The 21,569-nt window shown below is 66.4% G+C and carries 19 protein-coding genes and 3 tRNA genes; 10 read left to right on the top strand and 12 right to left on the bottom strand.

The window, feature by feature from the left end:
- Positions 1–95 precede the first annotated feature (95 nt).
- On the bottom strand, positions 96–1,541 hold the full coding sequence (locus ACLBV5_RS00545; protein ID WP_447604525.1) for a GumC family protein: 1,446 nt from the start codon (positions 1,539–1,541) through the stop codon (positions 96–98).
- Between the two features lie 125 nt (positions 1,542–1,666).
- On the opposite strand from ACLBV5_RS00545, the gene ACLBV5_RS00540 reads away from it, so the two are divergent.
- A complete protein-coding gene (locus tag ACLBV5_RS00540; protein WP_447604524.1) occupies positions 1,667–2,395 on the top strand; it encodes a polysaccharide biosynthesis/export family protein in 729 nt (242 codons plus the stop codon).
- A 116-nt stretch (positions 2,396–2,511) separates the two neighbouring features.
- Here ACLBV5_RS00540 and ACLBV5_RS00535 read toward each other — a convergent pair whose 3' ends face one another.
- The 8 genes from ACLBV5_RS00535 to ACLBV5_RS00500 form a co-directional block, all read right to left on the bottom strand.
- Entirely contained in the window at positions 2,512–2,817 is a 306-nt protein-coding gene (locus tag ACLBV5_RS00535; protein ID WP_447604523.1) for a hypothetical protein, read from the bottom strand.
- Positions 2,818–3,006: 189 nt separating this feature from the next.
- A tRNA-Pro gene (locus tag ACLBV5_RS00530) sits at positions 3,007–3,083 on the bottom strand.
- A 67-nt stretch (positions 3,084–3,150) separates the two neighbouring features.
- Entirely contained in the window at positions 3,151–3,627 is a 477-nt protein-coding gene (locus tag ACLBV5_RS00525; protein ID WP_303683660.1) for a DUF192 domain-containing protein, read from the bottom strand.
- A gap of 24 nt (positions 3,628–3,651) precedes the next feature.
- The gene (locus ACLBV5_RS00520; RefSeq protein ID WP_447604522.1) at positions 3,652–4,191 is read right to left on the bottom strand and encodes a cold-shock protein; all 540 of its coding nucleotides are present in this window, start codon (positions 4,189–4,191) and stop codon (positions 3,652–3,654) included.
- A 179-nt stretch (positions 4,192–4,370) separates the two neighbouring features.
- Positions 4,371–4,445, bottom strand: a tRNA-Glu gene (locus tag ACLBV5_RS00515).
- A gap of 184 nt (positions 4,446–4,629) precedes the next feature.
- Positions 4,630–4,704: transfer RNA gene (locus ACLBV5_RS00510), tRNA-Glu, on the bottom strand.
- Positions 4,705–4,819: 115 nt separating this feature from the next.
- Positions 4,820–6,622 carry a single-stranded-DNA-specific exonuclease RecJ gene (recJ, locus tag ACLBV5_RS00505; RefSeq protein WP_447604521.1) on the bottom strand — a complete coding sequence of 601 codons (1,803 nt, stop codon included), beginning with the start codon at positions 6,620–6,622 and terminating at the stop codon, positions 4,820–4,822.
- A 182-nt stretch (positions 6,623–6,804) separates the two neighbouring features.
- A complete protein-coding gene (locus ACLBV5_RS00500; protein ID WP_253121284.1) occupies positions 6,805–7,254 on the bottom strand; it encodes a hypothetical protein in 450 nt (149 codons plus the stop codon).
- Positions 7,255–7,342: 88 nt separating this feature from the next.
- Between ACLBV5_RS00500 and phaC the strand changes: the two genes are divergently transcribed.
- Together phaC and ACLBV5_RS00490 are read left to right on the top strand one after the other, a co-directional pair.
- Entirely contained in the window at positions 7,343–9,313 is a 1,971-nt protein-coding gene (gene phaC / locus ACLBV5_RS00495; RefSeq protein WP_447604520.1) for a class I poly(R)-hydroxyalkanoic acid synthase, read from the top strand.
- Positions 9,310–9,687 carry a hypothetical protein gene (locus tag ACLBV5_RS00490; RefSeq protein WP_447604519.1) on the top strand — a complete coding sequence of 126 codons (378 nt, stop codon included), beginning with the start codon at positions 9,310–9,312 and terminating at the stop codon, positions 9,685–9,687. The genes phaC and ACLBV5_RS00490 overlap by 4 nt, the downstream gene beginning before the upstream one ends.
- 19 nt (positions 9,688–9,706) lie before the next feature.
- Here the strand turns inward: ACLBV5_RS00490 and argC are convergent, their stop codons facing one another.
- The 3 genes from argC to rplM form a co-directional block, all read right to left on the bottom strand.
- A complete protein-coding gene (argC, locus tag ACLBV5_RS00485) occupies positions 9,707–10,642 on the bottom strand; it encodes an N-acetyl-gamma-glutamyl-phosphate reductase (protein ID WP_447604517.1) in 936 nt (311 codons plus the stop codon).
- Between the two features lie 85 nt (positions 10,643–10,727).
- Positions 10,728–11,216 (bottom strand): 30S ribosomal protein S9, encoded by a 489-nt coding sequence (rpsI, locus tag ACLBV5_RS00480; RefSeq protein ID WP_024354145.1) that lies wholly within the window; start codon positions 11,214–11,216, stop codon positions 10,728–10,730.
- 2 nt (positions 11,217–11,218) lie between these two features.
- Positions 11,219–11,692 (bottom strand): 50S ribosomal protein L13, encoded by a 474-nt coding sequence (rplM, locus tag ACLBV5_RS00475; protein WP_201105658.1) that lies wholly within the window; start codon positions 11,690–11,692, stop codon positions 11,219–11,221.
- Between the two features lie 277 nt (positions 11,693–11,969).
- Here rplM and ACLBV5_RS00470 point away from each other — a divergent pair, with 277 nt between their 5' ends.
- The 7 genes from ACLBV5_RS00470 (at position 11,970) to metH (ending at position 21,498) form a co-directional block, all read left to right on the top strand.
- Positions 11,970–12,581 carry a TIGR02466 family protein gene (locus ACLBV5_RS00470; protein WP_278069182.1) on the top strand — a complete coding sequence of 204 codons (612 nt, stop codon included), beginning with the start codon at positions 11,970–11,972 and terminating at the stop codon, positions 12,579–12,581.
- Between the two features lie 125 nt (positions 12,582–12,706).
- On the top strand, positions 12,707–14,374 hold the full coding sequence (ettA, locus tag ACLBV5_RS00465) for an energy-dependent translational throttle protein EttA (RefSeq protein ID WP_025977430.1): 1,668 nt from the start codon (positions 12,707–12,709) through the stop codon (positions 14,372–14,374).
- 221 nt (positions 14,375–14,595) lie between these two features.
- A complete protein-coding gene (locus ACLBV5_RS00460) occupies positions 14,596–15,525 on the top strand; it encodes a 2-hydroxyacid dehydrogenase (RefSeq protein WP_278069183.1) in 930 nt (309 codons plus the stop codon).
- A gap of 135 nt (positions 15,526–15,660) precedes the next feature.
- Positions 15,661–16,623: an ArsR/SmtB family transcription factor gene (locus ACLBV5_RS00455; protein ID WP_025977434.1), complete on the top strand. Its 963-nt coding sequence runs from the start codon at positions 15,661–15,663 to the stop codon at positions 16,621–16,623.
- Positions 16,623–17,570, top strand: a complete 948-nt coding sequence (gene metF / locus ACLBV5_RS00450; RefSeq protein ID WP_278069184.1) for a methylenetetrahydrofolate reductase [NAD(P)H] — start codon at positions 16,623–16,625, stop codon at positions 17,568–17,570. Before ACLBV5_RS00455 ends, metF begins: the two co-directional genes overlap by 1 nt.
- Positions 17,571–18,647: a homocysteine S-methyltransferase family protein gene (locus tag ACLBV5_RS00445; protein WP_447604516.1), complete on the top strand. Its 1,077-nt coding sequence runs from the start codon at positions 17,571–17,573 to the stop codon at positions 18,645–18,647. It begins immediately after the preceding gene.
- Between the two features lie 184 nt (positions 18,648–18,831).
- Positions 18,832–21,498, top strand: a complete 2,667-nt coding sequence (metH, locus tag ACLBV5_RS00440) for a methionine synthase (protein WP_447604909.1) — start codon at positions 18,832–18,834, stop codon at positions 21,496–21,498.
- Positions 21,499–21,569: the final 71 nt, after the last annotated feature.

Here is a 21,569-nt window from a genome sequence, read left to right as displayed (position 1 = left end):
AGATCGACCATGCGAATCGGTTACGCGCGCGCCATTTGGCGAAACCTAGCACGGGCCGTCCGCCGGTCATCGCAGCGTATCAGCGTCATACGCGCTCAGACGCTCTTGGCGGGCGCTACGGCCAGCACCGGCGCGTTGAGGGTGCGGCTCAAGGTCGCGGGCATGGCGAATCCCGGCCGCAGCAGCACCCGCAGCAGGCCGACGCACAGAGCGGTGAAGCCGGCGAACAGGAAAACGGCGATCATCAGCGGCGCCTTCAGGCTCTTGCCCTTCGACGGCGGCTGGGCGCGCTCGATGACGGTGACGTTGTCGGCGCCCGCCTTGACCAGTTCGTTGTCAGCTCGGCTCTGGGTCTCGCGCTGCTGGAACTCGCGGATCGATGCGGTCAGCACCTCGCGATTGCCCGCCAGGGTCGAGTTGCGCGACTCCAGTTCGGTCAGGCGCGACTGACGCGCGCGCAGGTCCGACAGTTGCCGATCCAGAACGGCCAGCCGCGCCGCCAACGCATCCCGCTCCGCCTGGGCGTTGATGCGGGTGGTCTCCAGTTCGACCCAGATCGGGTTCGGTCCCGTGCGGACCTCCTTGGCGCCGACCGCCGTGCCGGTGCCGACATAGGTCTGGAGTTGGGCGATCTTGGCGTCGATCTCGCGCACCGGCTGGGCGTCGGCTTGATAGCGGGCCAGCAGGCTCTCACGCTCGGTGCGCAGTTGCAGGATCAGATCCTGGGCCGAAACGTTCAGATCCTTGTACAGAGCCACCTCGGCCGGGGTCCGCGACAGCTGGCTTATCAGCGTCGCCAGACGCTGCGACGCCTGTTGCAGTTGAGCCTGAACGCCCATCCGCTCGGCGAAGATCGATTGATAGGCGCTGGCGACCGTCGCCCTGGCCGTGGCGAAATCGCCGATATTATTGGTGCGCAGGAAGTCTTCATACGCGCGGTCAGCGTCGCCCAGCTCGTCCTCGAATGTCTGGCGCTGAGTGCGGATCGCCGCCGTCGCGCGGTCCTGAAACACTTCGCGGCGATAGGTCAGATACTGGTCGATGACCGTGTTCAAGACCCGCGCCGACTTGGCCGGATCATCGCTCTTGTAGCTCAGGCCGATCACCGGGCTCAGCGGCGTCACCTCGACGCCCAGACCGCTGGCGACCGCGCGAACCGCCGAAGCCTCGCGGCGCGCCGGATCGGCGGGCGGGGGCGCATCGGGGCTCTGGAAGCTCTCGACGCCCAGGGCGCGCACCACGCGGCGCTTGACCTCAAGGCTGTTAAGGATGGCCGCCTCGGACTGAGCCACCTCGGCGGCAGAAGGGGGCATCGCCCGCTCGCCCAGGCCGACGCGCGGCTGATAGACATATTCCTGGCCGACGCCGACAAACAGGCTGGCTCCGGCCGTGTAGGTCTTCTTCATCGTCATCACGACAGCGGCGCCGATGCCGAAGATCACCGCGAAGATGATGACCATCAACAGCAGCTCCCGGAACAGCAGGGCCACGACGTCCATGACGCCGTACCGGGGACGGGTTGCTGTGACGTGCGAACGCATACGGGCCGGATCATCCACCAGTGTCAGACCGGGACAGCTTGAAGCGTTGGCGTTAACCGGCCGTTACCCATAAGGCGTCAACTTGGCGGAACTTCAGTTTCGCAATCGCTCGGACCCGGCCGCTCATGGACGTTGATCGCCGCCTGCTTCTTCTGGCGCTGGGCGCCGGCCTGACCGGCTGCGCGTCAAGCGGGCGCAACGAGTCCGCCGCCGTCCTGCCCAGGCCTCAGACCGTGGCCGACCTGCCGCGTGACCTGCCCTTCGCGCCGTGGACCGATATCGAGCCTGAATACCGTCTCTACGCCGGAGACGAGATCGAGGTCGCCCTGCCCACCGCGACCGAACTGACCCGTCAGCTGAAGATCGGCCCGGACGGCCGTGTCTCCCTGCCCCTCGTCGGTCATGTGACCGCCGCCGAGCGCAGCCTGTCTGAGCTTGAGGGCGATATCTCGGCCGGCTATGCCCCTCACCTGCTGCGCCCCGAAGTCGAAGTCACGCTGCGCCAGGCCGGCCCGCTCAAAGTCTGGGTCGACGGCGAGGTGCGCAATCCCGGCGTTTTCGACATGCCGGGCCAGATCGACGCCTATCAGGCCCTGATCATGGCGGGCGGCGCCCTGCCGACGTCCAACACTCGAAACTGCGCCCTGATCCGACGCGGACCGGGCGATCTGCGCATGCTGAAGGTGTTGGACTTGCGCGCGCCGCGCGGCGAGATTCTGCCCCTGCGTCGCGGCGACATCCTCTTCGTTCCGCGCTCGACGCTGGGCGAACTGGCGGCCTTCTTCACCCAGTTCCGCGCCGCCCTGCCGATCGGCTTCTCCTACGCCATCAACGGCGGCTACGCCTCGACCTGACGCGGGTCGGGGCGATGCGGCGATAAGTGAAGCCGCGTCATCGTCCATATGGATCGCTAAGCCCGTCTTACAGGCCGAAGCGAACTTCGCTTCACGACCCGTAGCGGACATCCGGCTCACCTTGTCCGGCGTGCTCGGACCAGTCGATATATCCCACGCGCGCCCAAAACAGGCACCGCGCCTATGGCGCAGCCGACGAATCCGTAAGCCGTGAAAAAAGCGGCGTCCAGTAGCAACACATCGGTCATTTCGTCCGCGTAGCTCCAATCGATAAGAAGCGCGAAGTCGGCAAACACGGCAACGAGCAAGGTCGTCAATGCGAACCGCCAGTAGGAGCGCCCCTTCAACATGACGAAAATCAGCGCGCCCACGAACCCGATAACCAATGAAAGGGCGAACGCCACATAATAGGTGAAGTCCATTGTGATCGTTCCTCACGCGAGAGGGCAACCATAAGGGACCTTAAGTCCGCTTCCCACCCATAGCCGAAGTTCAAAGGGCCTGCTCTGCGCAACCAAAGCCCGCGCCGATCGAGAAAACTTGATTGAGAGGCAGCGCTTCCGCCGCAGGGACGAGTGTAAAACTCATCCCGCCCAAACGGGCTTAAACCGTGGTCGGGGCGAGAGGATTCGAACCTCCGACCCTCTGGTCCCAAACCAGATGCGCTACCAGGCTGCGCCACACCCCGGACCGACGGAGCGCTCTCATGGCACGTCGGCGGCGGCGCCGCAACGGCCTAAGCGGCGCCTTAGTCGTCAAGGGCGAAAGAAAGGGTGTTTCACCGTGTCGCCCGGCTTGGCGCCGATCTCGTCAGCCCGCCCTGCGCGCAGTTCCAGCACTCCATTAGCCGCGCCGTTCGAGGGGATCGGCGTCTCTGAGTTGGGCGTGGTATGGCTGGCGATGGAGACGATGCGGCCGCGCGGGTCGATGTAGAGGATGTCTAGCGAACTGGGCGTGTTCTTCATCCAGAAGCTCTGCTCGGACGCCGTCGGGAACTGGAACAACATCCCGCGATCGTCTTCCAGCGGCGGGCGGAACATCAGGCCGCGCGCGCGCTCAGTGTCGTCGTCCGCGATCTCGACCATGAATTTGTGCTCGCCCGTCGACGTGACGATGGACAGAGCTTCAAGCGGTTGCCCCGCGCCATCCATCGGCCCTGTGCGCGCGCAGGCCGAAGCCATCACGGCGATCCCCAGGGCGGCCCCCAGGGCGAAACGGCGAGTGAGGTTCATCATCATCGTCCTCTACGGACGAACTCAGCCGCCCGGTCTTATATCAGCCACCACGAGGCCCTTGGGACCTTCGGCGAAGCGAACGCTGACCGGATCGCCCGGCAGCAGGTCGTCCAGGCCGCAGCGTCGCAGCGTCTCGACGTGAACGAAGATATCGCCGTCCTGGCCGTCACGCACCACGAATCCATAGCCCTTGGTGCGATTGAACCATTTGACCACGGCCGCTTCCAGCGGGGTGTCAGCAGAGAAAGCCTGACCAATCGACGAGGGCCGGACGTTTTCCCGCCGCGTCACAGGCGTCGCCTCAGCCGCTTCCAGATCAACGACCGTCACGACCTGCCAGCCCTTCGTCCGCTTGGCGCATTCGCAGGTGATGGCCGCGCCCTCGCCCGCCAACTCGTGCCCCGCCTGGCGCAGGCTGGTGACATGAAGCAGGACGTCGCGACCTTCCGTCAGAGCCGGATCGTCCGGGACGATGAAGCCGTACCCCTTGCCAGCATCGAACCACTTGACCTTACCGGCGACCTTGACGGTCTCAAGCGTATCGCTCTCTTCGAAACTCATCACCTACTCCCCGCCCGAGCACTCCGGGACAGTCGCCATACCACGGGTATGTCAAGACTGGCAATCTTGCCGCCCCTTTTACGCCACATTATCGTCACGGGTGCAAGACAAACGCGCGCAACCGCGCGTTGCACAGGCGGTCTTGGGGCTAGAGATTTTGGGGAAGTGTTTGCTCCGCGTGGCAGTCCCTAGGGGAATCGAACCCCTCTTTTCAGGTTGAAAACCTGACGTCCTAACCGATAGACGAAGGGACCGCTGCGCGGAGGAGCGGCCTGATAGCCGTCCCTTTTCGGCGACGCAAGAGGCTGCTTCGCGCTTTTTCAAAAAAACGACAAAGCCGCACGCAGACGCCGGATCGATCGCGCAAAATCGACACGGCAAGCGTGCGTATTCACGAGCGACGACAGATCTAAATGTCAGGGGGAGATAAACTCCGCGTGGCAGTCCCTAGGGGAATCGAACCCCTCTTTCCAGGTTGAAAACCTGGCGTCCTAACCGATAGACGAAGGGACCGCTGCGCGGAGGACCGTGTAGATAGCCGCCGATTCCGCTTATGGCAAGCTCGGTGGAGGCGATTTATGCGACTTTTTCAAAGACCTGCGTCGTTTCACAGCCAAGGCTGACGCTTTCAGACCATGCGCGGATCGGCGACGTCCTCGATCTCGAACTGAACGCCGCGACGGCCGTTCCAGTCGTCGGCTTTCAGGCGGCCCGCCACGTTGAGGCCGCCCTGCCCCGCCAGCAGCGCCTTGCCCGTCGGCAGGTCGGCGCAGCGCCAGGCGATGGCGCGCACCGAGGCGCCGTCCGGCCCGACCAGACGGCACCGCACATGGCCGCCGTTCATGGCCACCGGTTCGCGGGCCTGAACCCCTTCCAGCGCGAACAGAGGCTCTGGGTTGGCGGGGCCGTAGGGGGCCAGTTGCTCAAAGGCGTCGAACAGATCCCGGGTGGCGGCGCGCGGGTCGATCAGGGCGTCGACCTCGACCCAGTCCTGGGCCACGGCCTCGACGCGTTCGTCCGACAGTCGCTCATTGAGGAAGGCGCGCAGCTCGTCGATACGGTCGGCCGCCACCGTCAGGCCCGCGGCCATGGCGTGGCCGCCGCCGGCGATCAGCAGGCCGTCGGTCCACGCCGCCTGCACCGCTCGGCCCAGATTCATTCCCGGCTGCGATCGGCCCGACCCCTTGCCCACGCCGTTGATGACGTCGACGCCGATCACGATGACCGGCTTCCTCCAGCGTTCGCGCAGGCGCCCGGCGACGATGCCGACCACGCCGGGGTGCCAGTCTTCGCCCGAGACGACCACGGCGGCGCTGTCGTCGGCATGAGCGCCCGTCGCCTCGACGCGGCGGACAGCCTGTTCCGTCACCTCGGCCTCGACCTCGCGGCGAGCGAGGTTCAAGGCGTCCAGTTCCTGCGCCAGCATCCGCGCCTCATCCGGGTCGTCGGTGGACAACAGGCGCGCGCCGAGATCCGACTTGCCGATCCGACCGCCCGCATTGATGCGCGGCCCCAGGATAAAGCCCGCATGGTTGGTCTTGGCTGGTCCCGGCTCAGCCCCCGCCGCCGCCAGCAGGGCGCGCAGGCCCGGATTGCGCCAGTGCGACATGACCCCCAGCCCCAGACTGGTCAAAGCGCGGTTGAAGCCGGTCAGGCCCGTCACGTCGCAGATGGCGCCCATGGCGGCCAGGTCCAGCCACTGACGGATATCGGGCTCAGTCTTGCCCTCGAACAGGCCGCGCCCGCGCGCCTCGCGGTTCAGGGCCGCCAGCAGGACGAAAACTACCCCCGCCGCCGCCAGATTGCCCTGCCCCGAGCCGCAGCCCGGCCGGTTCGGATTGACCACGGCCAGGCAGGCAGGCGGCTCCTCGCGCATCATATGGTGGTCGATGACCACGACCTTCAGGCCGATGGACGCCGCATGGGCCACCGCTTCGTTAGCCGCCGCCCCGCAATCGACGGTGATGACCAGATCGGCGCCGCGCGCCTTCAGCGTGTCGAACGCCCTGGCGCTGGGGCCGTAACCCTCGGTCAGGCGATCCGGCACATAGATCGGCAGGTCGGCGCCCAGCGCCCGGAACCAGCGTACCAGCAAGGCCGCGCTGGACGCCCCGTCCACATCGTAGTCGGCGAAGACGTGGATGCTGGCGCCGCTCTGCAAGGCGTCGACGATGGCAGCGGCGGCGGCGTCCATGTCCATGAAGCTGGACGGATCGGGGAACAGCGCCTTCAGCGTCGGTTTCAGGAAATCTGCGCCCTGCTCCGGTCCGACGCCGCGCGCCGACAGGACGCGAGCCATCACCTCGTCCAGCCCCAGCGCCTGCATATGGGCGCGGGTCGTCGCCGTCTCGGCCGGACGCTGCCGCCACGCCCGCCCCGACAGCGAGCGGCTGACGCCCAGAAAGGCGGGCAGGCCGTAACCGTCCGCCATCAGAAGGTCCGTCCGACGAAAATAGCGACAATGAAGACAGAGCGGGCCATGCGGACCTTTGCAGCAGATTCGAGCGTCGGCCCTGCGGCCGAAGCGTTCAGGATCGCGGGATTCGAGGCCGGACGCGATCTGCGCGCCTCATGCCCCTTATATCGCGACTGCGCCTGATACGGTCGTGCGTCTCAGAAGCGCGGACGGTCGATAGGCGGCGGCGCCGTAGCGCGGCGGCGCAGCTCTTCGGCGTAGGCTTCGACTTCCTGAGCGGTCTTCAGCGTCTGGGGCGACATCTGGCTGGCGTCCAAGCGGCGGTTGATCTCGGCGAGGAAGGCGGCCGGGTCGCTGTTCAGCGTCCAGTCGATACGCGCCATCTCGGCGGTCAGGGCGGCGCTGCGGCCTTGCAGGCGTCCCACGTCGGCGGCGATCTCGGTCGGCGCCGGCAGCGGGGTGCTGCTGCGCGGGAAATCGGCCCAGCGCGGATACTGGCGATTCTCATCGACCAGTTGCTGGATGCGGGGCGCCAACGGCGAGGTCGGGTCGGTCTTCGGCTCGAAAGCCCCGACGCAGCCGCCCAAAATCAGGGCTGAACCGAGGGTCGCCCCCCAGGCTGCCGTCCATCCCGTCTTTTTCAGCATAAGCGCGTTCATTTCCGTCACTGACATATGCCATCATCGCGTCGGGAGGAAGGCGCGCGCATTCGCTCGTCCCCAACGGAGGTTCGCCATGGCCAAGCGCCCGACCAAGGCCCCGCCCCAGCCGACGGCGCCCGCCCAGGCCCCCGCGCCGCGCAAGGCCGGCCGCCCGACCTCGGCCAAGCCGCGCGCCAAGAAGGCCGCCGCACCGCCTGAACAGCCGCAACCGGCGCCCGCCCCGGAACCGACGCCGCAGGACGAAGCCCCCGCCTCTACGCCCGACTTCATGGCCTTCAGCGCCGAACAGCGTCAGCAGTTGGAGACGCTGTCCCTAAATCTGGCCAAGGCGGCGATGATGGCCCAGACAGCGGTGGCCGAGGCGGCTCTGTCGCAGGCCGACCGCCCCGCCGCCCTGTCGCCCGATCCGTTCAACGTGGCCCCGGCCATGTCCTCGGTCATGACCAGTCTGGCCGCCCGACCCGAAAAGCTGTTCCAGGCCCAGGCCGACCTGTTCGGCCGCTATATGGAGCTGTGGTCGACCACGACGCGCCGGGCGATGGGCGAAACGGTCGACAGCCCCGCCCCGTTCGACAAGCGGTTCCGCGATCCGGCCTGGTCCGAGAATCCCATGTTCGACATGATGCGCCAGTCCTATCTGGCCACCTCGGACTGGATGAACAGCCTGGTCTCCAGCGTCGAGGACGTGGACCCGCGCGTGAAGCGCCGGGCTGAGTTCTTCACCCGCCTGCTGACCGACGCCTTCTCGCCCGCCAACTTCCTGGCCTCGAACCCCATGGCGCTGAAGGCCCTGGCCGAAACCAGCGGCGAATCCCTGGTGCGCGGGATGCAGAATTTCGCCGCCGATCTGGAGCGCGGGGCTGGCTCGCTGAAGATCAGCCAGGCAGATTATGGCCGCTTCGTCCTGGGCGAGAACGTCGCCACGGCGCCGGGTCAGGTCGTCTGGCGCGACGAGTTGTTCGAGCTGATCCAGTATGACGCCGCGACGGAGCAGCAGCACGCCATTCCGCTGCTGATCTTCCCGCCGTGGATCAACAAATTCTACATCATGGACCTGCAGCCGGCGAACTCCCTGATCCGCTGGCTGAGCGCGCAGGGCTTCACCGTCTTCGTCTGCTCGTGGGTTAACCCGGACCGCGACAAGGCCGAGTTCGGCCTCGACGACTACATGAAGAAGGGCGTCTATCGCGCCGTCGAAAAGACGCTGGAGCAGACCGGCCAGAAGCATCTGAACGCCGTCGGCTACTGCATCGGCGGCACCATGCTGGGCGCCACACTGGCCCATATGGCGGCCAAGGGCGACGACCGCATCGCCTCAGCCACCTTCTTCGCCGCCCAGCACGACTTCGCCGAGGCGGGCGACCTGCTGCTGTTCACCGACGAGCACTGGCTGGCCGAGATCGAGCGCATGATGGACGAGGCGGGCGGCGTCCTGCCCGGCACGGCGATGGCCGACACCTTCAACGCCCTTCGCGCCAACGACCTGATCTGGTCCTTCTTCGTGTCCAACTATCTGATGGGCAAGGCGCCGCCCGCCTTCGACCTTCTGGCGTGGAACGCCGATCAGACGCGGATGCCCAAGCGGCTGCACCTGCAATACCTGCGCCTGATGTACGGCCAGAACGCCCTGGCGAAGGGCGAACTGGAGATCGACGGCGAGGCCATCGACCTGTCGAAGGTCCGCATCCCCCTCTACTTCCAGGCCAGCCGCGAGGACCACATCGCGCCGATGAACTCGGTCTACCGCTCGGCGCGGCTGTTCGGCGGGCCGGTGACCTATACGCTGGCCGGGTCGGGCCATATCGCCGGGGTCATCAACCCGCCATCGGCCAACAAGTATCAGCACTGGGTCAACGCCGCCCTTCCCGAAACGCTTGATGAGTGGCAAGCGGAGGCGGAACAGCATCCCGGCAGTTGGTGGTCGCACTGGGCCGACTGGCTGGGCGCGAAGTCCGGCGAGAAGATCGCCGCTCGCGATCCCAAGGCCGGGCCGCTGAAGCCCATCGAACCGGCGCCCGGCGCCTATGTGAAAGTAAAGTCTTGAAGCGTATCGAGCCTAACCTGCTGCTGGCCGTCGCCACGGCCATTCCGCTGATCCTGCTGATCGCAACGGCGACCCTGTTCGGAGCGCCCGGCCAGCTGGTGAAGTATCTGGCGATCGCCATTATCGTGCCGGCGGCCTTCGTGCCGCTGAACGGCATCCTGGCCCGGCGGATGGGCATGCAGCGCCCGCCGATGATCCATCCTCACGCCGCCTCGACCGCCGTCTGGGCCAGCCTGTTTCCGGCGCTGATCATCCTGGCGGCGGGCGTGCCGCTGGTCTTCCCCGGACACGATTACGGCCTGCTGATCATCATCGCCGCCGTCTTCTTCGGCGGGACGGTGGAGTCGGCGGTCAAGGCGGCGCGGGCGCGCTGATCGCGCGCCCCGGCCGGCCTCACCTGAGGCCGGTCGCCTCGTCCAGACCCAGCATGATGTTGAGGTTCTGAACCGCCGCGCCCGAGGCGCCCTTGCCCAGATTGTCCAGCAGGGCGACCAGACGCGCCTGCTCCCCGCCGCGATCGCCGAAGACGTGCAGGCGCATTCGGTTGGTGCCGTTCAGGCCCTCGGGCTCGATGCCGGTCATGGCCTCGGTCTCGTCGATCTCGGCGACCTCGACGAAACGCTGGCCGTCATAGGCCTCGACCAGCGCGCCGTGTAGCCGCTCGACCGAGGGCGTCTCCGGCAGGGCCGACAGGTGCAGCGGAACCTCGACCAGCATTCCCTGGCGGTAATTCCCGACAGCGGGCGAGAACAGCACCGGCCGCGACAGCCCCGCGTGCTTGGTCATTTCCGGCACATGCTTGTGCTTCAGCGTCAGGCCATAGGCGCGGAAGGCGGTGGATGCGCCCTCAGCTTCAAACTCGGCGATCATCGCCTTGCCCCCGCCGGAATAGCCGGACACCGCATTGATCGTAACCGGCCAGTCCGCCGGGACCAGCCCAGCCTTCACCAGCGGCCGCATCAGGCCGATGAAGCCGGTCGGATAGCAGCCGGGATTCGACACCCGCGTCGAGGCCGCGATGGCCGCGCGATGGGCCTGATCCATCTCGGCGAAGCCATAGGTCCAGCCGTCCGCCACGCGATAGGCGGTCGAAGCGTCGATGACCCTAACCGACGGATTTTCGATCATCGACACGGCTTCCTTAGCCGCGTCGTCGGGCAGGCACAGGATAACCGCATCGGCGCTGTTCAACGCCTCACGCCGCGCCTCGACATCGCGGCGGCGGTCGCCCAGCAGCATCAGTTCCAGATCGCCGCGCGCCTCCAGCCGCTCGCGGATCTCCAGGCCCGTAGTCCCGGCCTCGCCGTCGATGAAGATGGTGTGGGTCATCTGGTGCCCTCGGACATGCAAAAAGAAAAAGGCGCCTCGGGTTTCCCCGAAGCGCCCTTTGTATTCCCAGTCGCGGGTTCGCGACTTAGCGCTTCGAGAACTGGAAGGACTTGCGAGCCTTGGCGCGGCCGTACTTCTTACGCTCGACGACGCGGCTGTCGCGGGTCAGGAAGCCGTGCGGCTTCAGAACCTTGCGCAGTTCCGGCTCGTAGTGGGTCAGGGCGTGCGACAGGCCGTGGCGGATGGCGCCGGCCTGGCCCGACAGGCCCGAGCCCTCCACGGTGCAGATCACGTCGTATTGCGTGGCGCGGTCCGAAACGTTCAGCGGCTGGGCGACCATCATCTGCAGCACGGGGCGAGCGAAATACGCAGCCACGTCCTTGCCGTTGACGGTGATCTTGCCGGTGCCGCGCTTCACCCACACGCGGGCGATGGCGTTCTTGCGCTTGCCGGTCGAGTACGAACGGCCCAGGGCGTCGATCTTCGGCTCGCGGACGATTTCCTCGGCAGCAGCAGTGCCCAGGCCCTTCAGGGCGTCAAAGCCGGCGGCGGTGTCTTGAGTCACGTCGGTCATGCTCAGGCGCTCCGGGTGTTCTTGGACGACATCGACTTGAAGTCGATGGTCGTCGGCTGTTGGGCTTCGTGGTCGTGCGCGGCGCCGGCGAACAGGCGCAGGTGGGTCATCTGCTTGCGAGCCAGCGGCGACTCCTTGGGCAGCATGCGCTCAACGGCCTTTTCCAGCACGCGCTCGGGGAAGCGGCCGCCCAGGACTTTCTCCGGGGTCGTCTGCTTGATGCCGCCCGGGTGGCCGGTGTGGCGATAGTAGACCTTGTCGGTGTTCTTCTTGCCGGTGAACACCACCTTGTCGACGTTGGTGACGACGACGTAGTCGCCGCAGTCAACGTGCGGGGTGTAGGTCGGCAGGTGCTTGCCGCGCAGGCGGTTGGCGATGAAGGTCGCGAGGCGGCCCACCACGACGCCTTCGGCGTCGATGTGGATCCACTTCTTCTCGACCTCGGCCGGCTTCAGCGAAGCCGTAGTGCTCTTCAGCATGATGAGGGTCCTGGAAGACGAAAAACGCGGCCCGAACCAGATGGATCGGGCGGAGGCCGTGCTGATAGAGGGTCCACGCGCACAGGTCAACGCCGACCTTGATGCGCAAAACAGGACAATTCGTTGAAAAATATCATCTATTTATAGTTGGTACTAAAATACCCGACCTGTTTCGCCGGAAAGGCGCCGCCGAGGGGCCGGAAAACACCGCGTCGCCCGCCCTGCGCGACCGTTTTCGTCTTCTCGCATAAATCCAGACGCGGTATCGCGGGCCATGCCCTCTCGCTCCCTCTTCCCGACCCAGGTGTATGACGCCTCCCTCGCCTCGGCGCGCGGGTGGACGGAACTGCACGAGGAGTTGCTGGAACTGTGCCTTGTCATGGCGGAAGAGGACGAGGCCGGGATCGAATGGTGCCGGGCCAACCACTATCCGGGCTATACCTCCTATGGCTCGATCAACGACCTGCCTCAGCGGTTTCCCGAGTTCGGCGAGCTGAAAAAGCTGCTGGACAAGCATGCGGCGCTCTTCGCGCAGAGCCTGCATTTCGACTTGGCGAAGAAGCTGCGGCTGGACAATCTGTGGGTCAATGTCCTGATGCCCGGCGGCGGCCACACCGGACACATCCACCCCCACGCCGTGCTGTCCGGCACCGTCTATATCCATGTGCCCGACGGCGCCTCCTCGCTGAAGATCGAGGACCCGCGCCTGGCCATGATGATGGCCCGCCCCGGCCTGACCGCCGAAGCCGGCGAGGCGGAACAGCCTTTCGTCTATCTGAAGCCGGCGCCCGGCACGGTGCTGATGTGGGAAAGCTGGCTGCGCCACGAAGTGCCCGCCAACCGCGCCGAAGAACAGCGCATCTCCATCAGTTTCAACTACGCCTAAGGCGGGGCGCCGACGCCGCCATTGAAAAGCCGCGTCGGCGTCCGAAGATTTGCCCAAAGCCTTCGGGATCGCTACATCCACCGGCAACTTCCCATCCGCACTGAATCAAAGGCGCGACGCGACGCATGGCGCAACAATATATCTTCCAGATGCAGGGCCTGACCAAGGCCTATCCCGGCGGCAAGAAGGTCTTCGAGAACATCTGGCTCAGCTTCTACAACGACGCCAAGATCGGCGTCGTCGGGGTCAACGGCTCGGGTAAGTCGACCCTGCTGAAGATTATGGCCGGCCTGGACCACGAGTTCCAGGGCGAGGCCCGCGCCGCCGACGGCGTCAAGCGCGGCTACCTGGAGCAGGAGCCGCAGCTCGACCCGAACCTGAACGTTCGCCAGAACGTCGAGGCCTGGTGTGAAGAAAAGCAGTGGGTCAACCGCTTCAACGAAGTCGCCAACGAACTGGGCGAAAACTACACCGACGAACTGATGGAGGAGATGACCGCCCTCCAGGAAAAGATCGACGCCGGCGACGTCTGGGACATCGACAGCCGCATCGATCAGGCCATGGGCGCCCTGCGCTGCCCGCCGGACGACTGGGAAGTCACCAATCTGTCGGGCGGTGAAAAGCGCCGCGTGGCGCTGGCTCGCCTGCTGCTGTCCAAGCCGGACATGCTGCTGCTCGACGAACCGACCAACCACCTGGACGCCGAGTCGGTGGCGTGGCTGCAGCACCACCTGGAAAACTTCCCCGGCTGCGTCATCCTGGTGACCCACGACCGCTACTTCCTGGACCTGGTGACCAAGTGGACGCTGGAGCTGGACCGCGGCAAGGGCCACCCGCACGAGGGCAACTACTCCTCGTGGCTGGAAGCCAAGACCAAGCGCGTGGTGCAGGAGCAGTCCGAGTCTGAAGCTCGCCAGCGCGCCCTCACCCGCGAACTGGAATGGGTCCGCTCGGGCGCCAAGGCTCGTCAGGCCAAGTCCAAGGCCCGTCTGGCCGCCTATGAGAAGATGGTCGCCGAGCAGGAAAACAGCCGTCAGGCCCAGTCCTTCGCCGTCATCCAGATCCCGCCCGGCCCGCGCCTGGGCAACGTGGTGCTGGAAGTCGAGGGGCTGAAGAAGTCCTATGGCGACAAGGTCCTGTTCGACAACCTGAACTTCAAGCTCCCGCCCAACGGCATCGTCGGCGTCATCGGCCCCAACGGCGCCGGCAAGTCGACCATGTTCAAGCTGATCACCGGCCAGGAACAGCCCGACGGCGGCACAATCAAGGTCGGCGAGACGGTCAAGCTGGCCTATGTCGATCAGTCGCGCGACGACCTGAAGCCGGACGACACCATCTGGCAGGCCATCTCGGGCGGCACCGACATCATGATGGTCGGCAAGCGCGAGATTAACACCCGCGCCTATGTCGGCAGCTTCAACTTCAAGGGCGGCGACCAGCAAAAGAAGGTCGGCCAACTGTCGGGCGGTGAGCGCAACCGGGTCCACCTGGCCAAGACCCTGGCCACCGGCGGCAACCTGATCCTGCTCGACGAACCGACCAACGACCTGGACATCGAAACCCTGCAGAACCTCGAAGAGGCTCTGGAAGAGTTCGCCGGCTGCGCTGTGGTCATCAGCCACGACCGCTGGTTCCTGGACCGTCTGGCCACCCACATCCTCGCCTTCGAAGGCGACGGCCATGTGGAATGGTTCGAGGGCAACTTCGAAGCCTACGAGCAGGATAAGATGCGCCGCCTGGGCGCGGACAGCATCATTCCCAAGCGCGTCCAGCACCAGAAGTTCGGCCGCTGATCCAGCGGACAGACTGACCCGCGGCCCTCCGAGCGATCGGGGGGCCGTTTTTCTATGCCCCCTCTCCCGCTCATCCCGGCGGACGCCGGGATCCAGTAAGAGCCCAAGACCAGAGGGTCGAACGTCGCACCTGTCGCCAAAACACTGGATCCCGGCGTCCGCCGGGATGAGCGGTGAATGAGAAGGCTGGCGCTCCGGCGAAAGCGGGATAGTCTGCGCCCATGACCCAGCGTCCCGCCGTCCTGATCATGCAGCGGCATCTGGCCCCGCTGAGCGCCTTCCTGGAAGGCGCCTACGATGTCTATCGCTTCTGGGAAGGCCCGCCGATCGAGGCCGCCGGCGACATTCGCGCCCTGATCGTCGCCGGCGAGTTCGAGCTCGACAAGGATCTGATCGAGCGCCTGCCGAACCTGTCGCTGGTCGCCTGCTTCACCGCTGGATATGACGGCATCGACGTCGCGTGGTGCCGCGCGCGCGGCCTGCCCGTCACCCATGCGCCCGGCGTAAACCATGAGGACGTGGCCGACCACGCCATCGGCCTGATCCTCGCCTCACGCCGCCAGATCGCCGAGGGCGACCGCGCCGTCCGTGCGGGCGAATGGAGCCTGTCCAGCCGCAGCATCACCACATCTCTGAGCGGTCAGCGTCTGGGAATCGTCGGTATGGGCCACATCGGCGAGGCCGTAGCGCGGCGCGCCGAGGTCATGCGCATGGACGTCCGCTGGTGGGGGCCCCGCGCCAAGGAGGCCGCCTGGCCCCGCGCCGATAGCCTGATCGCCCTGGCGCGCGATTCGGACATTCTTGTCGTCGCCTGCCGCGCGGACGAGAGCAACCGGGGACTCATCTCTCAAGATGTCATCGATGCGCTTGGGCCTTTAGGTCTGCTGGTCAACGTCGCGCGCGGACAACTGGTGGACGAAGACGCCGTCATCGCCGCCCTGAGAGAGGGCCGCCTGGGCGCCGCAGCACTCGACGTCTTCGCTGAGGAGCCGACCGACGCGGCGCGTTGGGCGGGCGTGCCCAACACCGTCCTGACGCCCCATACCGGCGGCGCCACGACCGAAGCGGTGCAGGGCATGCTGATGCTGCTCCTGCAGAATCTGTCCGCCCACTTTGCGAACGAGCCGCTGCAGACGCCTGTCGCAGACTAAGATTTGCTCTTTGGGGCGCTCTCGACCCTGATTTCAGACACAAGAAGAACGATCCGTGCCTGCGTTCGGTGGTTGGCGGACGCGCGCGACCAGATTTTGCTTGCATAAGCGTATAAGGATATCTTTATACGACCTATGACGCTGACCGCTGACCAGACCGTTGAAGCCCTGCGCGCCGCCGGAGAACCGACCCGCCTGCGCGTCCTGTCCCTGCTGGCTGCGGAGGAGCTGTCGGTGATGGAGCTGTCGCGGGTTCTGGACCAGAGCCAGCCGCGCGTCTCGCGCCATCTGAAGCTGATGGCCGACGCGGGTCTGATCGAGCGGTTTCCCGATGGCGCGCGCGTCTTCTACCGTCTGTCGCACGACGCCCTGTCGCGGCGGCTGATCGACACCGTGCTGGACCTGCTGGACGACGGCGAGGGCGAGGCCGACCATCGCCGCCTGGAGGAGGTGCGCAAGGAGCGCGCCATCGACGCCGCCCGCTACTTCGAGCAGATCGCGCCCCAGTGGGACCAGATGCGCAGCCTCTATGTCTGCGAAAGCGCGGTCGAGGCGGCGGTCGAACGCGCCGCTGGTCCCGGCCCGTTCGATCGGGTGGTCGACCTGGGCACCGGCTCGGGCCGGATGCTGACCCTGTTCGGCAAGAAGGCGAAAATGTCGGTGGGCCTCGACCTGTCGCAGAACATGCTGAACATCGCCCGCGCCAATGTCTCCAAAGCCGGGCTGGACAAGGTCGAGCTGCGCCACGGCGACATCTTCTCGACCCGCCTGCCGCACGAGAGCGCCGACCTGGTGATCGTCCATCAGGTGCTGCACTACCTGGCCGATCCCGCCGCCGCCGTGGCCGAAGCTGCGCGTCTGGTCATGCCGGGCGGCAAGCTGCTGATCGTCGATTTCGCCCCGCACGCCTTCGAGCACCTGCGCGAGGCGCATCAGCACCGTCGCCTAGGCTTCCCCGACGCTGAAATCCGCGAATGGCTGACCGAGGCGGGCCTGACGCCCTCGGCGCCCATCGCCCTGCCGCCCGACACGGAAGGGCTGACTGTTCACATCTGGACCGGCGAACGCGCCGCGAGCCCCGTCCGAAAGACCGCCTGATGGCCCCCTCCTCTCTCGCCGAAGCCCGCGCCCTGCTGCTGTCGCCGCTGGGCCCAGTCGCGCGCGCCGGATCGAACCGCAACGCCGTCAACGTCTCGTTCGAGTTCTTCCCGCCCAAGACCGACGCGGCCGAGGCCAATCTGTGGTCGGCGATCCGGCGCCTGGAGCCGCTGAACCCGGCCTTCGTCTCCGTCACCTACGGCGCGGGCGGCTCGACGCGCGAGCGGACGCACCGCACCGTCCAGCGCATCATCAGCGAAACGACCCTGCGCCCCGCCGCCCACCTGACCTGCGTCGAGGCGAGCCGCGCTGAGGTCGATGAAGTCATCGAAGGCTACAAGGCCATCGGCGTCGATCACGTCGTCGCCCTGCGCGGCGACCCGCCGGGTTCGGCCGGCATCGGCGGCGCCTATACGCCGCGCGCCGACGGCTACGCCAACGCCACCGAACTGACCGCCGCCCTCAGCCGCATCGGCGGGTTCGAGGTCACGGTCGGCGCCTATCCGGAGAAGCATCCGGAAAGCCCGTCGATCGACCACGACATCGAGGTGCTGAAGGCCAAGGTCGATGCGGGCGCCACGCGCGCCGTGACCCAGTTTTTCTTCGACATCGAGGCCTTTCTGCGCTTCCGCGACCGGGTGCGGGCGGCGGGCGTGACCATTCCGCTGATCCCCGGCGTCATGCCGGTTACCAACTTCGCGGGACTGCAACGGATGACGGCGGCGTGCGGCGCGGCCCTCCCCGATTGGCTGGCAGGCCACTTCGACGGGCTGGACGACGACCCGGAGACGCGCAAGCTGCTGGCCGCCTCCATCGCCGCCGAAACCTGCGCCCGCCTTCAGGAAGAGGGCTTTTCGGACTTCCACTTCTACACCCTGAACCGGGCCGAGCTGGTCTATGCGATCTGTCGGGTTCTGGGCGTGCGCGAAACCAAGGCTGTTGCGTAGATGACGTCTCCCCTGACCCGCCCCGACCGGATCGCCGCCCTGCACGCGGCGGCGAAAGAGCGAATCCTGGTGCTGGACGGCAGCTGGGGCGTGATGATCCAGCGCCGCGAGCTGACGGAAGAGGACTTCCGCGGCGAGCGCTTCCACGACCACAGCCATCCGCAGAAGGGCAACAACGATCTGTTGATCCTGACGCGCCCGGACATCATCGCCGACCTGCACGACGTCTATTACGCCGCCGGGGCGGACATTTCGGAGACCAACACCTTCTCCTCGACCACCATCGCCCAGGCCGACTACGGGCTGGAAGACGCGGTCTATGACCTGAACTATGAAGGCGCCCGCATCGCGCGCGAGGTCGCCGATCGCTGGACCGAGAAGGAGCCGCACAAGCCCCGCTTCGTCGCCGGCGCCATAGGCCCCACCAACCGCACCCTGTCGCTGAGCCCCGACGTCAACGACCCCGGCTATCGCGCCGTCACCTATGACGAGGTCTATGAGGCCTATAAGCAGCAGGCTCGCGCCCTGCACCACGGCGGCGTCGACCTCTTCCTGATCGAGACGGTGTTCGACACCCTGAACTGCAAGGCCGCGATCAAGGCGATCAAGGATCTGGAGGACGAGGGGCTGGAGCCCCTGCCCCTGTGGATCTCGGGCACCATCACCGACCGTTCGGGCCGCACGCTGAGCGGCCAGACGGCCGAGGCCTTCTGGAACTCGATCCGCCACGCCAAGCCTTTCGCTGTCGGCTTCAACTGCGCCCTTGGGGCAGAACTGATGCGGCCGCACATCGCCGAGCTGAGCCGTGTCGCGGACACCCTGGTCAGCGCCTACCCCAACGCGGGCCTGCCCAACGCCATGGGCCAGTATGACGAGCAGCCGCACGAAACGGCCCACTTCCTTGAGGAATGGGCGCAGTCGGGTCTGGTCAACATCGTCGGCGGCTGCTGCGGCACCACCCCCGACCATATCCGCCACGTCGCCGAAGAGGTCGCGGACGTGCCCCCGCGCGTTGTGCCGGAGCGCCCGGTCGCCCTGCGCCTGTCGGGCCTAGAACCGTTCGAGCTCGTGTCGTGACGACCACCTGCCCCTTCCTTCTCCCCTCGGGGGAGAAGGTGGCCGCGAAGCGGTCGGATGAGGGGGCTGCCCACAACGCGCTCACCCTCAGCCGTTCAGCCTGCGGAACCCTACCCCTCATCCGTCATGCGCTGCATGACACCTTCTCCCCCAAGGGGAGAAGGACTGCCTTTGGTGCGTGCTGATGCGTCCTGTCTTCATCAACGTCGGCGAGCGGACCAACGTCACCGGCTCGGCCAAGTTCAAGAAACTGATCATCGCGGGCGACTATCCCGCCGCCCTGTCGGTCGCGCGGCAGCAGGTTGAGGCGGGCGCCCAGATCATCGACGTCAACATGGACGAGGGCCTGCTGGACGGTCCCGCCGCCATGCGCACCTTCCTGAACCTGATCGCGGCCGAGCCCGACATCGCACGCGTGCCGACCATGATCGACTCTTCCAAATGGGAGGTGATCGAGGCGGGCCTGAAGTGCGTGCAGGGCAAGCCGATCGTCAACTCGATCAGCATGAAGGAGGGCGAAGACGCCTTCCGACACCATGCCGTCCAGTGCCTGCGCTACGGCGCCGCTGTCGTGGTCATGGCCTTTGACGAGGTGGGCCAGGCCGACACCGCCGCGCGCAAGATCGAGATCTGCACCCGCGCCTACAACATCTTGGTCAACGAGGTCGGATTCCCACCCGAGGACATCATCTTCGACCCCAATATCTTCGCCGTGGCGACGGGGATCGAGGAGCACGACAACTACGCCGTCGACTTCATCGAGGCGACGCGGGTCATCAAGGCCACCCTGCCCCACGCCCGCGTCTCGGGCGGGGTGTCGAACGTCTCGTTCAGCTTCCGCGGCAATGAGCCGGTGCGCCGGGCGATCCACAGCGTCTTCCTGTATCACGCGATCAACGCTGGTCTGGACATGGGCATCGTCAACGCTGGCGACCTGCCCGTCTATGACGACATCGAGGCCGAACTGCGCGAAGCCGTCGAGGACGTGATCCTCAACCGGCCGCAGCGGACGAACGTGTCCAACACCGAGCGGCTGGTGGACATGGCGCCCCGCTACAAGGGCGAGAAGGGCGCGGCCAAGGTCGTGGACCTGAAATGGCGCGACGCCCCGGTCGCCAAGCGCATCGAACACGCCCTGGTACACGGCATCACCGACTACATCGTCGAGGATACGGAGGAAGCCCGTCAGGCGTCCGAGCGCCCGCTGCACGTCATCGAAGGGCCGCTGATGGACGGGATGAACGTGGTCGGCGACCTGTTCGGCTCGGGCCGGATGTTCCTGCCGCAGGTGGTGAAGTCGGCGCGCGTCATGAAGCAGGCCGTGGCTCACCTCGAACCCTTCATGGAGGCCGAGAAGGCCGGTCAGGAGCGTCAGGCGGCCGGCAAGATCCTGATGGCCACGGTCAAGGGCGACGTCCACGACATCGGCAAGAACATCGTCGGCGTCGTGCTGCAGTGTAACAACTATGAGGTCGTCGACCTGGGCGTCATGGTTCCCGCCGACCGCATTCTGGACGCCGCCATCGAGCACAAGGTCGACATCATCGGCCTGTCGGGCCTGATCACGCCGTCGCTGGACGAAATGACCTTCGTCGCCGCCGAGATGGAGCGGCGCGGCTTCGACATTCCCCTGCTGATCGGGGGCGCAACCACCAGCCGCACCCATACAGCGGTGAAGATCGAGCCGGCCTATCGCAAGGGCTCGACCACCTATGTCATCGACGCCAGCCGGGCCGTCGGCGTGGTCTCGGGCCTGCTGTCCCCGACCGACCGGGCGAAGAACGAGGCGGCCACTCGCGACGAATACATCCGCATCCGCGAGCAATACGCCCGTGGGCAAGAGGTGAAGGCCCGCGCCACCATCGAACAGGCGCGCGACAACCGCTGGCGACCCGATGAGGCGCAAAGCCCTGCCCCGGCGCCGTCCTTCCTCGGCGTGCGCGCCTATGAGGCGTGGGACCTGCAGGATCTGGCCGACCACATCGACTGGACGCCCTTCTTCGCCAGTTGGGAGCTGATCGGCCGCTATCCGCTGATCCTCGAGGACGAGATCGTCGGCGAGGCGGCCCAGGATCTGTTCCGCGACGCCCAGGCCATGCTGAAGCGCATCGTCAAGGAGAAATGGTTCACGGCCAAAGGCGTCGTCGGCTTCTGGCCCGCCAATGCGCGCGGCGACGACGTGGTGGTCTGGACCGACGAGAGCCGCACGACCGAGGCCGCCCGCTTCCACGGCCTGCGCCAGCAGATCAAGAAGTCCAACGGCAAGCCGAACCTGTGCCTGTCCGACTTCGTCGCCGAAGACGGCGCCGACTATCTGGGCGCCTTCGCCGTCACCGCCGGTCACGGCGAGCTGGAAAAGGCCGCCGAGTTCAAGGCGGCGGGCGACGACTATTCCGCCATCATGGCCACAGCCCTGGCCGACCGTCTGGCCGAAGCCTTCGCCGAGCGGCTGCACAAGGAAGTCCGCACCCAGCTGTGGGGCTATGTCCCTGACGAGCAGACCTCGGTGCAGGACCTGATCGAGGAGAAGTATCAGGGCATCCGCCCCGCCCCCGGCTATCCGGCCCAGCCAGACCACACGGAAAAGGCTGCGCTGTTCCGTCTGCTGGACGCAGGCGCCAACGCCGGGATGAGCCTGACGGAATCCTTTGCCATGTCACCCCCGGCCTCGGTCAGCGGCCTCTACTTCGGCCATCCGGGCAGCCACTATTTCGGCGTCGGCAAGATCGACCGCGATCAGGTCGAGGACTACGCCGCCCGCAAGGGCTGGGACGTGCAGACGGCCGAGCGCTGGCTGGCGCCGATCCTGAACTACGATCCGGCCGCCATCGGACGAGACGACGCCGCCTAGCCCGCGACCGGGGGCCGCCATGTCCCCGACCGCGCGGGGGTGCTAAGGGTCTGGGCGTCGTCTTTTTCGCC

This window comes from Brevundimonas sp. M1A4_2e (assembly GCF_053345555.1).
Note: the sequence above shows the minus strand (reverse complement) of the source record. Positions and strands in the feature narration are given on the sequence as shown.

Excerpts from the sequence above, each read along its gene's own strand:
- ACLBV5_RS00545 (WP_447604525.1), bottom strand. The coding sequence starts at position 1,541 with ATGCGTTCGCACGTCACAGCAACCCGTCCCCGGTACGGCGTCATGGAC.
- ACLBV5_RS00540 (WP_447604524.1), top strand. The coding sequence starts at position 1,667 with ATGGACGTTGATCGCCGCCTGCTTCTTCTGGCGCTGGGCGCCGGCCTG.
- ACLBV5_RS00535 (WP_447604523.1), bottom strand. The coding sequence starts at position 2,817 with ATGGACTTCACCTATTATGTGGCGTTCGCCCTTTCATTGGTTATCGGG.
- ACLBV5_RS00525 (WP_303683660.1), bottom strand. The coding sequence starts at position 3,627 with ATGAACCTCACTCGCCGTTTCGCCCTGGGGGCCGCCCTGGGGATCGCC.
- ACLBV5_RS00520 (WP_447604522.1), bottom strand. The coding sequence starts at position 4,191 with ATGAGTTTCGAAGAGAGCGATACGCTTGAGACCGTCAAGGTCGCCGGT.
- recJ (WP_447604521.1), bottom strand. The coding sequence starts at position 6,622 with ATGGCGGACGGTTACGGCCTGCCCGCCTTTCTGGGCGTCAGCCGCTCG.
- ACLBV5_RS00500 (WP_253121284.1), bottom strand. The coding sequence starts at position 7,254 with ATGCTGAAAAAGACGGGATGGACGGCAGCCTGGGGGGCGACCCTCGGT.
- phaC (WP_447604520.1), top strand. The coding sequence starts at position 7,343 with ATGGCCAAGCGCCCGACCAAGGCCCCGCCCCAGCCGACGGCGCCCGCC.
- argC (WP_447604517.1), bottom strand. The coding sequence starts at position 10,642 with ATGACCCACACCATCTTCATCGACGGCGAGGCCGGGACTACGGGCCTG.
- rpsI (WP_024354145.1), bottom strand. The coding sequence starts at position 11,216 with ATGACCGACGTGACTCAAGACACCGCCGCCGGCTTTGACGCCCTGAAG.
- ACLBV5_RS00470 (WP_278069182.1), top strand. The coding sequence starts at position 11,970 with ATGCCCTCTCGCTCCCTCTTCCCGACCCAGGTGTATGACGCCTCCCTC.
- ettA (WP_025977430.1), top strand. The coding sequence starts at position 12,707 with ATGGCGCAACAATATATCTTCCAGATGCAGGGCCTGACCAAGGCCTAT.
- ACLBV5_RS00460 (WP_278069183.1), top strand. The coding sequence starts at position 14,596 with ATGACCCAGCGTCCCGCCGTCCTGATCATGCAGCGGCATCTGGCCCCG.
- ACLBV5_RS00455 (WP_025977434.1), top strand. The coding sequence starts at position 15,661 with ATGACGCTGACCGCTGACCAGACCGTTGAAGCCCTGCGCGCCGCCGGA.
- metF (WP_278069184.1), top strand. The coding sequence starts at position 16,623 with ATGGCCCCCTCCTCTCTCGCCGAAGCCCGCGCCCTGCTGCTGTCGCCG.
- ACLBV5_RS00445 (WP_447604516.1), top strand. The coding sequence starts at position 17,571 with ATGACGTCTCCCCTGACCCGCCCCGACCGGATCGCCGCCCTGCACGCG.
- metH (WP_447604909.1), top strand. The coding sequence starts at position 18,832 with ATGCGTCCTGTCTTCATCAACGTCGGCGAGCGGACCAACGTCACCGGC.